Annotated in this window: 8 protein-coding genes; 5 read left to right on the forward strand and 3 right to left on the reverse strand. The window is 53.7% G+C overall.

Annotated features, from left to right (window positions below; genetic code table 11):
• Positions 1 to 28: 28 nt before the first annotated feature.
• From ABXS88_RS05400 to glmS, 5 genes are all read left to right on the forward strand, one after another.
• The gene (locus ABXS88_RS05400; RefSeq protein WP_353674157.1) at positions 29 to 1408 is read left to right on the forward strand and encodes a CheR family methyltransferase; all 1380 of its coding nucleotides are present in this window, start codon (positions 29 to 31) and stop codon (positions 1406 to 1408) included.
• Between the two features lie 48 nt (positions 1409 to 1456).
• The gene (gene ispF, locus ABXS88_RS05405; protein WP_353674158.1) at positions 1457 to 1939 is read left to right on the forward strand and encodes a 2-C-methyl-D-erythritol 2,4-cyclodiphosphate synthase; all 483 of its coding nucleotides are present in this window, start codon (positions 1457 to 1459) and stop codon (positions 1937 to 1939) included.
• A 365-nt stretch (positions 1940 to 2304) separates the two neighbouring features.
• Positions 2305 to 3567 carry a DUF4912 domain-containing protein gene (locus tag ABXS88_RS05410; RefSeq protein ID WP_353674159.1) on the forward strand — a complete coding sequence of 421 codons (1263 nt, stop codon included), beginning with the start codon at positions 2305 to 2307 and terminating at the stop codon, positions 3565 to 3567.
• Positions 3568 to 3708: 141 nt separating this feature from the next.
• The gene (locus ABXS88_RS05415; RefSeq protein WP_353674160.1) at positions 3709 to 5313 is read left to right on the forward strand and encodes a radical SAM protein; all 1605 of its coding nucleotides are present in this window, start codon (positions 3709 to 3711) and stop codon (positions 5311 to 5313) included.
• A 72-nt stretch (positions 5314 to 5385) separates the two neighbouring features.
• Positions 5386 to 7281, forward strand: coding sequence for a glutamine--fructose-6-phosphate transaminase (isomerizing) (gene glmS / locus ABXS88_RS05420; RefSeq protein WP_353674161.1), 1896 nt, complete (start codon positions 5386 to 5388; stop codon positions 7279 to 7281).
• 89 nt (positions 7282 to 7370) lie between these two features.
• On the opposite strand, the gene ABXS88_RS05425 is transcribed toward glmS, so the two are convergent.
• The 3 genes from ABXS88_RS05425 to ABXS88_RS05435 form a co-directional block, all read right to left on the reverse strand.
• Positions 7371 to 8123: a hypothetical protein gene (locus ABXS88_RS05425; protein ID WP_353674162.1), complete on the reverse strand. Its 753-nt coding sequence runs from the start codon at positions 8121 to 8123 to the stop codon at positions 7371 to 7373.
• Positions 8124 to 8131: 8 nt separating this feature from the next.
• On the reverse strand, positions 8132 to 8962 hold the full coding sequence (locus ABXS88_RS05430) for a DUF3598 family protein (protein ID WP_353674163.1): 831 nt from the start codon (positions 8960 to 8962) through the stop codon (positions 8132 to 8134).
• A gap of 132 nt (positions 8963 to 9094) precedes the next feature.
• Positions 9095 to 10318, reverse strand: coding sequence for a HEAT repeat domain-containing protein (locus ABXS88_RS05435; protein WP_353674164.1), 1224 nt, complete (start codon positions 10316 to 10318; stop codon positions 9095 to 9097).
• Positions 10319 to 10388: the final 70 nt, after the last annotated feature.

Consider the following 10388-nt stretch of genomic DNA (forward strand, 5'->3'; position numbering starts at 1 on the left):
TTTGCCTGATTAGTAATTATATAGCGCTATGATATCCGAGGCTCTATTAGAAAATTACATTACTATTATTGCTCAAAAAACGGGCATTAAAATTCGAGATCAAGACCAAGAACTATTAAAACAAAAACTAAATTACCGTTGTAAAGCCTTGGGCTTAAATGCCTCTGCCTATTATGATTTGCTTACCAGCTCGACTACCAATAAAACCCAACAGGAATGGCAGGCCCTAGCGGCTCTAATTACCACGGGAGAAAGCTACTTTTTTCGAGACCAGGGCCAACTCCAGGTCTTACGAGAAAACATTCTACCTGCCATTATTGAACACCAAAAAGCTAGTTCAAAAATCACAATTCTGAGTGCGGGCTGTTCCACTGGTGAGGAAGTATATACGCTAGCGATTTTACTCCGGGAATTATTACCCGATCCTGCCCGCTGGTCTATCCAGTTAATTGGTGTGGATATTAATCCCCAGGCTATCGAAAAAGCCCAACAGGGCCAGTATAGTGAGTGGTCTTTTCGAGGAGTTAGTCCTCAATTAAAAGCACAATATTTTGACCGTAACCAGGAGGGATGGCAGGTGATCGAGCCGATCAGGGCCATGGCCAATTTTTATTGCCATAACCTACTCCAGGGCCCTTTACCCAGCCTACTTCCCCAATCGGTTAATTTAATTCTCTGTCGCAATGTGTTTATTTACTTCGATGTCCCGAGCATTGCCGTGGTTCTAGAGCAGTTTGTGTCCCTGCTTCAACCAGGCGGGTATCTCGTCACCGGCCATACGGAATTACAGGAGCAACGCCTGGACTCCCTCACCGTGTTAAGTTTTGCGGAGTCCATTGTCTATCAACGGCCCTATCCCCTACCTGTGGCTCCTCCTATCCCGCTATTATCCCCAGCCCCGATCTCAGAACCCCTGAACTTCTGGGAGCTCGCCCAGGGGGCCTTTCGACGCGGGCAATATCCGGAAGCGATTACTCTGCTCCAGCAGTGGCTGGCCCTCAATCCCGTTGATGGAGCGGCTTTACACCTCATGGCCCAAGCCTACGCCAATCAAGGTCATTACGAGCGAGCGAACCAAACGTGCCAGCAAATCCTACGGCTGGATTCTAACTCCATTCCTGCCCTTAGCCTTTTGGCCCAGATCGTCGAGGCCCAGGGAGACATGCCCCAGGCCAAGGACTACCTACGCCGCATTTTATTTTTGGCTCCCCATGAGATTCCAGCCTACCTCGAATTGTTGGAACTGCACCGCCGTGATGGCGAGCAAGAACAAGCCCAGCGTTTACTAACGACCGTTAAGCCGTTGGTGATGGCCCTGCCGGCAACCCAAATGATCCCCTACGGTAACGGTATCCTTGCCACGGCGCTGTTGAAACACCTGCAATTTCTCGAAACTTCCCTATACTGATTAATCGCATGCCGGTCTCTTCGGCCCTCTTTGATTCCCTTCAACCTTATGACGCAACTTCGTATTGGTAACGGCTACGATATTCATCGCCTGGTTCCCGGTCGAGATTTAATCCTGGGAGGGGTCAAGATTCCCCATTCCCTCGGCCTGCTGGGCCATAGCGATGCCGATGTTTTAACCCACGCCCTGATGGATGCCCTGCTGGGGGCCCTGAGCCTAGGGGACATTGGTCATTACTTTCCCCCCAGCGATCCCCAGTGGGCCGGGGCCGATAGCCTCAAACTGCTAGAGCAAGTCTACTCATTGGTGCAGGAACGGGGCTGGCGCATTGGAAATGTGGATTCGGTGATCGTGGCAGAACAGCCCAAACTCAAACCCCACCTTGCGGCCATGAAAGCCAAGTTAGCTGGAGTACTGGGCCTGGAGCCGGACTGTATTGGCATTAAGGCCACCACGAACGAAAAATTAGGCCCTACCGGCCGGGAAGAGGGCATCGCCGCCTATACTGTTGCGCTTCTTTTAAAGGATTGATAGGCCTGCGACCTTATCGACCCCCCCAAAAAACCGTGATTATTTCACAATGTCAAGAAAACAACATAAATTCTAGCGAGCCTGGCCCTGGGACTCAATATTGAATCAAAATGTCATGAAAATTTAACACAAAGATCCCCGTAAACCCTGTAATTCGTCAAAAGCCTTGATTTATCAGGCTGATCCCCTTGACGTTTCTGGGGGGGATTCTGTTACATAAAGTTAAGCAAATGATCCCAGCAATGGTGATCGCCCACCTGCCCAACCCCAACCTGTTTATCGGACGAATATTGGGTTCTTAGTCCCTCGGCTAGGGTCATTCGTCCTCAGCTCGATTGGGATCTAAACGATTGGAGAGCTATCCCATGGCACAGGAACAACCCCCTTTAGAAGAGATGACACTGCGCCAACTCCGGAGAGTCGCGAGTGAATACAACATCTCCCGCTACAGCCGGATGCGGAAGTCTCAACTTCTGGCGGCCGTTGAACAAGCAATTCAAGACACCCTTTCTATCAATACTCCTTTAAAATCTATCAATCCAAACCCAGCCCAGGAGGAACAAATCGTGGAAGCATCAAAATTTGAACTTGGCCAAGACGATAAAATTGGCGGCCCCTTTACGGCTGTTGATGAAAACCTTGGTGATTTTCCCGGTGGTTACGGTGAAAGTCGTATTGTCCTCATGCCCCGTGACCCCCAGTGGGCCTATACCTATTGGGATGTCCCCAACGAACAAAAAGAAGCCCTCCGTCGCCAAGGGGGCCAACAGCTGGCCCTGCGTCTCTACGATGTGACGGATCTCGACCTTACCTATCAAAGTCCCCACAGTGTCCAGGAATACCTCTGCGATGAACTGGCTCGGGAATGGTATTTGCCGATCCCCGTCAGTGACCGGGATTATACTGTCGATATTGGTTACCGCACCTTTGATGGCCGCTGGTTGACCCTGGCCCGCTCGGCCCCGATTCGCATTCCTCCCGTCTATCCCTCCGATTGGGTAGAAGACGTTTTCGTTACCGTTAATTGGGATGAAGACCTGCGCGGCAAAACCGTTTATCAATTGGTTCCCCCCAGCAAGCGGTCTGTGGGTACACCTAACGCTATCTACGACCAAGTCTTTGAAATGGCTCAGGGGGCCGAAGCCCAGCGTATGGCCGGTTCTTTATTCGGTTCGATGCAGCATGTTCCCGCTTCCATGGCCCCGCAACAATCTCTCAGTTCCTACGTCTTCCCCTCTGGCATGGGCCTGTGGGCAGTGCCCAATGTTTCTGGCCTGAATATGTCTGGCATTGGCATGGGTCTAGGTCTCTCCAGTGCCGAGTTCATGGCCTCGGAGGCCCCGGTACGGCCCCGTCAATTCTGGCTGGTGGCGGATGCAGAACTGATTGTTTACGGTGCAACGGAACCCGATGCCACGGTTACTATTGGCGGCCAACCGATCAAGCTCAACGCGGATGGCACCTTCCGTTTCCAAATGTCCTTCCAGGATGGCCTGATCGACTATCCCATCATGGCGGTGGCGGCGGATGGAGAACAAACCCGTTCTATCCACATGAAGTTTGAGCGTGAAACCCCTTCCCGTAACACCAATACCAAGGAAGATGCGGTGCTCGAATGGCTGGCCTAGTTGCCAACCGAGGTTAGGGAGCAGAATCTAGCCACACTGTTCTCTAATCTTCACAAGTGTCAACCCAGTTTCCTCTGGCCATAGGGCCAGGGGATTTTTTCTATATCCTAGAGAGGCTAAGCTTCTGAAAAACTAAGCCCCATGCAAGAAGCCCGTTCAGAAAAGCTGTTATTCACCCCCGCCTCTCCCCAAGCCGACGCCGTCCCTCTCATTTTTGCCTTTCCCAATCAGTACAATGTTGGCATTACCAGCCTAGGTTACCAAGTGGTCTGGGCTACCCTGGCCCGTCGTTCCGACCTCCAGGTAAGTCGTCTGTTTACAGATACCCACGAGGCCCTGCCCCGTTCTCCCGAATTGGTGGGTTTTTCCTTTTCCTGGGAATTGGACTACGCCAATATTTTGAGTCTTCTAGAGGGCTTGGGCATTCCCGTTCTGGCCACGGAGCGGGGGGAAGACCATCCCCTTATTTTTGGTGGGGGCCCCGTCTTGAGTGCCAATCCCGAACCCTTTGCGCCTTTTTTTGACCTGATCCTCCTCGGCGATGGCGAAGTTCTGCTGAACCCATTTATTGACAGCTATCAGGCCCTGCGCCAGGCCCCTCGGGGGACAAAGCTCCAGCAGTTGGCCCAGGTACCCGGGGTCTATGTTCCTAGTCTCTACGAGGTGACCTACCACAGTCCCACGGCGGCCATTGCAACGATCCAACCCGTGAATGCAGATACTCCCGCCACCGTGAAAAAACAAACCTATCGGGGCAATGTCCTCTCGGCTTCAACGGTCGTCACCGAAAAAGCGGCCTGGGAAAACATTTTTATGGTGGAAGTGGTACGGAGTTGCCCGGAAATGTGTCGCTTTTGCCTGGCCAGTTATTTAACTCTGCCCTTTCGCCCCGCTGAGGTGGAGCAGTCCCTGATTCCGGCCATTAAACAGGGCCTGACCGTTACCCATCGCCTCGGTTTACTCGGGGCCTCCATCAGCCAACACCCAGAGTTTGAGCATTTACTGGATTATCTGGCCCGGCCCGAGTACGACCACGTGCGCCTCAGCATTGCCTCAGTACGCACTAATACGGTGAGTGAGAAATTGGCCCAGACCCTGGCCCGACGGGATACCAAATCGATCACCATTGCCATCGAAAGCGGCTCGGAGCGATTGCGCCAGATCGTCAACAAGAAACTCAGTAACGCGGAAATTTTACAGGCGGCGGCGGCGGCCAAGGCCGGTGGATTGAGTAGTCTGAAATTTTATGGCATGGCGGGTGTTCCGGGAGAAACCCTAGGGGATATCGAAGCTACGGTTGACCTTCTGTATCAGGTTAAAAAGACGGTGCCAGGCCTGCGCTTGACCCTGGGCTGTAGTACTTTTGTCCCCAAGGCTCATACACCCTTTCAGTGGTTTGGCGTTGAGCCCCAGGCCGAAAAGCGTCTGCAATTCCTGCAAAAACAACTGCGGCCCAAGGGCATTGATTTTCGCCCCGAAAGTTATCAATGGTCGCTCATTCAGGCCTTGTTATCGCGGGGCGACCGGCGTTTGGCTCCGTTGCTCCTGCTCACCCGTCATTACGGCGATACCCTGGGGAGTTTCAAACGGGCCTTTAAGGAACTGAAGGGCAGTCTGCCACCTCTAGCGTTCTACGTTCATGAACACTGGGATACGACCCAGATCCTGCCCTGGCAACACCTGGAGGGGCCCCTTCCCCAAAGTACCCTCGAAAAACATCGCGCTGAGGCCCTGGCCCTGTTCTAACCAGGGGAAATTGGTATCCGCCAGGGCCTTGGGTTATTATCAATTATTCCTTCTTTTCCCTAGGTGACGGGCATGTGCGGCATTGTTGGCTATATCGGGACACAAACAGCCATCGAGATTTTGGTGGATGGCCTGGAAAGACTAGAATATCGGGGCTACGATTCAGCGGGGGTTGCCACCGTCGTTGAAGGAAAAATTGAAGCTGTCCGGGCCCAAGGTAAACTCTTTAACCTCAAGGAAAAATTAGCCCGTGAGGTGAATGTCTCCCGCATTGGTATTGGCCATACTCGCTGGGCCACCCACGGCAAACCGGAGGAACGCAACGCCCACCCGCACCAAGACCCCAGCGGCCGCATCGCCGTGGTACAAAACGGCATTGTTGAAAATTACCAAGAATTACGAGAGGCCTTAAAAACCAAGGGCTATCCCTTTCTATCCGAAACCGATACGGAGGTGATTCCCCACCTGATCGCCGATATTCTTCAGGGCCTGGATCAGAGCGATCCCTCCCAAGCCTTTCTCGTTGCCGTTCAACAGGCCGTCCACCAACTGGAAGGGGCCTTTGCCATTGCTGTCCTCTGCGCCGATCTACCGGATGAGTTTATCGTGGCCCGTCAGCAGGCCCCCCTGATCCTCGGTTTTGGCCAAGGGGAATTTTTCTGTGCCTCCGATGTGACGGCCCTGGTGCCCCATACCCATACCGTCTTGTCTTTGGAAAATGGCGAATTGGCCCGCTTGACTCCCCTTGGTGTTGAGGTTTATGACTTTGACCTCAAGCGACTGCGGAAACTGCCCCGTACCCTGGAATGGAGTTCGAGCACCGTCGAAAAACAGGGCTTCCGCCACTTCATGCTCAAGGAGATCTACGAGCAACCCGCCGTCGTCCGCACTTGTCTGGAAACCTACCTCAATCCCCATTGGCACGCCACCGATCAGCCCCAGGAAAGTCCTATTCAACTGGGTTTGGCCCCGGAACTCCTCGACGACCTTCAACAAATCCAAATCCTGGCCTGTGGCACCAGTTGGCACGCGGGCCTGGTGGGCAAATATCTGCTGGAACAACTGGCTGGGATACCGACCCTGGTGCAGTACGCCTCGGAATTTCGCTATGCCCCCACTCCCCTCACACCCCACACCCTGACCATTGGTGTAACCCAATCCGGGGAAACCGCCGATACCCTGGCGGCCTTAGAAATGGAAAAACAACGCCGCTCGAACCTAGCTCCGCCCTACGAGGCCCGCATCCTAGGGATTACCAACCGGCCCGAAAGTACCCTGGCCACGATGGTGGATCAGATTATTAATACCCATGCCGGCATTGAAATTGGCGTTGCAGCGACTAAAACGTTTACGGCCCAAGTCCTTGGCTTCTATTTTTTAACTCTGGAATTGGCCTTCCGCCGGGGTCGTCTTTCCCTTGAGCGGCTTGAAAATTTGCTGAAGGGCCTACGACAATTACCGGCCCAAATTGAAACGATTCTGGAACAACAAGAAAAAGCAATTTCTGAACTGGCCCACGACTTTGCCGATACCCAGGACTTCATTTTCCTGGGCCGGGGCATTAATTTTCCCATTGCCCTAGAAGGGGCCTTAAAACTCAAGGAAATTAGCTATATCCACGCAGAGGGCTATCCCGCTGGGGAGATGAAACATGGCCCCATTGCTCTCTTGGATGCCAAAGTACCCGTCGTGGCTATTGCTATGCCAGGGCCTGTTCACGATAAGGTCATTTCCAACGCTCAGGAGGCCAAGGCCCGAGATGCCCGCCTGATTGGGGTTACGCCCATGGATGATAATCAGGCCCGCTCGGTGTTTGATGATCTTCTGCTAGTCCCAGAAGTGGAGGAACTCCTCTCCCCCATCGTTGCCGTCATTCCCCTACAGTTGTTGGCCTATCATATTGCCGCCCGACGTGGCCTGGATGTGGATCAACCCCGCAATTTGGCCAAGTCTGTCACGGTGGAATAGGGGGCGAGACCAGCCTGCACATCAGCTCATCTCTTCTTACCAGTTGCTTATACTAAATCTCTGAAACCTAGAGCGACACAAGCAACCCCTTAGTTACGCCGACAATTTCCCCTAGCCCATCCCCATTCTTCAGCCCCAACCGAGACCTGGGAACCCGGTTTGACATTGCCCCTAGAAAGATCCAGTAAGGTAATCATCGTCGCCGCCTGGAAACTCCCTCGATACAGAGGTTGCCCCTGGGCATTTTTGCCTTGACGGGTCAGGGTCGTAATTTGGGGCGGTTGACCCGGCCGTTCCCAGCGAATTTGGGTAAACCGTCTATCTGCATACTCGGCCGTATAGGCCCAGCCATTCTTCATTTGGCCCCGACAAGCGAACCGCTGGCCCCCTGGCGATGGAGACGGGGGGATATTTCCACTGCTGACAGTGCCACATTGGCCCTTAGACGTTCCCCACTCTTCCACCGACACCGAAATACTGGAGCCTGGCCGCACATCTCCTCCCGAGAGATCCACCAAGGTCACTTGGGTTGCCGCCTGAAAGGCACCAGTGTAAATCGGTTGTTGTTGGGCATTGGTTTTCACAAACTTCAGACTTGTTGTTTGGGGGGGCTGACCCGCCCGTTGCCAGCGAATTTGGGTAAAGCGTCCGTTGACAAACTCGGCTGTGTAGGCCCAGCCATTCTTCATTTGGCCCTGGCAGGAGAAGCTTTGAGTCGCTGTGGCCGGTGATTCAACCAGCATCCAGGCACCGAGGGCCATGACGATACCGGCCAAGATCTGCTGATAAACCCTGGAAAAGGGATTTTGTCCCCCAGCTTGTTGACAGGAATATTGGTTCATATTATTTGCTAAGCCACTTTTGTTTCAGTCACTAAAGTAGCATTGACCCAGGCCCCGGAAGCATCATAGTTACGGATGAGGCGTTGGCGTTCCGTTGGGGAAATTAACCAGCCCACTTCCACAAAAAAGGCCTGACGCAATTGCAGACTCAGCGGCGTATTACAGGACGTTCCATCGGGCAGGAGTAAAATTTGGCGGGGCTGGTCTTGAGGGCTAAAGAGCAGACGTTGTCCATCAATCTGGGCCGTAGCATGCAGGGCCTGGCCACCAAAACTCAGAGTCTGTTCTAGTCGATCGCCGCTTCGGGTAATGGTCAAGGTTGTAGACAGGATTTCTGGGGGTCGGAGGTCAGGATAGGCCGTACAAGCGGTTCCCTGCCAAGTGCCAAGCAACTGATCAACCGTCAACGGTGGCCGCTCCAGGGCCTGACTCCCCGCGCGAAATTCCCGAATCAGCGTCAGGCTGTTCAGTTTTAGATCCTTATTGAACAGTTGGACAAAGCGCAGGCGACGGTCTTGGTGGACAAAGCCAAACTCCGCACCAAATTCGGCAAAGGGGGCCAATTGGAGTGAACCCTTAGAAAAAGCCCCTGTGTCAAAAAAGATAATCTGGCGACCAAGGGAACGATACTCCTGGCTGTAGTCCTGGCTAGGGGGGTCTTGGTAGTCGGCGTTAGCGTAGCGACGAAGCCGAAAACGGACGAGTTGATTATTTTCTAGGCCCTCTAGATTCAAAATGGACGGTGTGGAACCGAGGATTTCGCCGCTGGGGGACAGTTGAGTAAAGGAACCCCGCCACTCTCCTAGGTTTTTCAGAAAGTTTTCCCAATTGCTACCCATAGAACTTCCTGCTAAGTACAGTAAGAATCGTTAGGCTTATCTTCCCATACATCAAGGTTCCCCAGCCTTGTTTCCCTCTGAATACTGGGGCCAGACGAGTGTCCGATAACGCAAGAAAAATCTCGACTTTCCCTAGGCCTGTAAGTGCTTCAGCGCGGCCCTGGCCTGGAGATGAAGGGCCGGTTCAGGACGATTGGCCCAGGTCTGGAGAATCGGTACAGCGGGAGTGTATTTAAGTTGGCCCCAACTGTAGGCAATAGCCTTGGCTAGGGCCTGGCCACTGTCCTCATGAAGGTCCATGGGAACCCAGGCCGTCAACATCTGAGCCGCAGTCCTTTGAAGTTCCACCTGTTTAATCCGGCCTAATAAACGCACTATCTCTAAGCGTTCTATCTCTTGGGCCTTGGGCCAAGCCTGGTGCAGATAGGTTAGGGCCAGGGGAGATTCCAACCAAACCAAACTTTGCAAAAGCGTTAAGCGTAGGGCCATGGGCGTTGCCGGGGCTTGCCAGGCTGACCAAAGGGCCGCCGCGACCGCTGGCCCAGAAAGACGACTGAGGGCCAAGGCGGCCTGTTGACAAACGCCTAAATCCAGATCGTATAGTCGAGGCTGGAGATAGGCCAGCAGGTCAACACTGTTTAGGCGGTCGGCCCAATTCCCCAGGGCGATCACAGCTTCCTTGCGAACCGTACTCACCGGGTCGGTGCAGGCCTGAAAGAGGGCCGGAAGAACGCGCTCCTCTGGAAAACTCCCCAGGGCCGTAATGGCCAAGGTTCTAACCTGACTATCGGCATCCTGAACAACCGTCAATAGGGGGTCGATCACGGCAGCGGCGGGAATCTGGGCCAGGGCCTTAGTGGCTAGGGCCCGATTTTCCGGGTATTGGAGCAAACTGGCGAGGGGCTTAATGGCTGTCGGCCCCATTTGGCCCAGGCTTTGGGCCGCAATGGTATGAAGTTCTTCGGCCCCTGGAAGCAAGAGGGTCTGGGCTAGGCTAGCGATCACGACCGGTTCGGGAAAAGCCGCTAACACCTTGCCGATAAACCAACGCTGTTCCATCTCCACGGTGGGATCTTCCCAGAGGGCCAAAAGGGTAGGAATGGCCCCAGGGCCCAACTGAACTAAAATTTTGCCGACTAGCCAACGCGCCTCAAAATCTCCATTCGCGAGAGCTTCTAGGGTTGGTGATAAAAGAGTTTCACAGGCCCTGTCTCTTGATTTCGGTTCGTTCTGGGCCAAGAAGCCGGTCAAGGCTTGGTTTGCGACGGCTAGCTGGTTATGCTGGAGGAGAGCTACAATTCCGGGCAAGTCAAGCTCATTGTCTGGGCAAGTGTTGGGGAAGTCTAGGGGCACCATTGCTGAACAAAAACCGGAAACACCGGCTGGTTTCTGGCTGTTCCTACGTTAACCTGTCAGTGGCCCGACT

Source organism: Synechocystis sp. LKSZ1, assembly GCF_040436315.1.
In the GTDB taxonomy this organism is placed as follows: domain Bacteria; phylum Cyanobacteriota; class Cyanobacteriia; order Cyanobacteriales; family Microcystaceae; genus Synechocystis.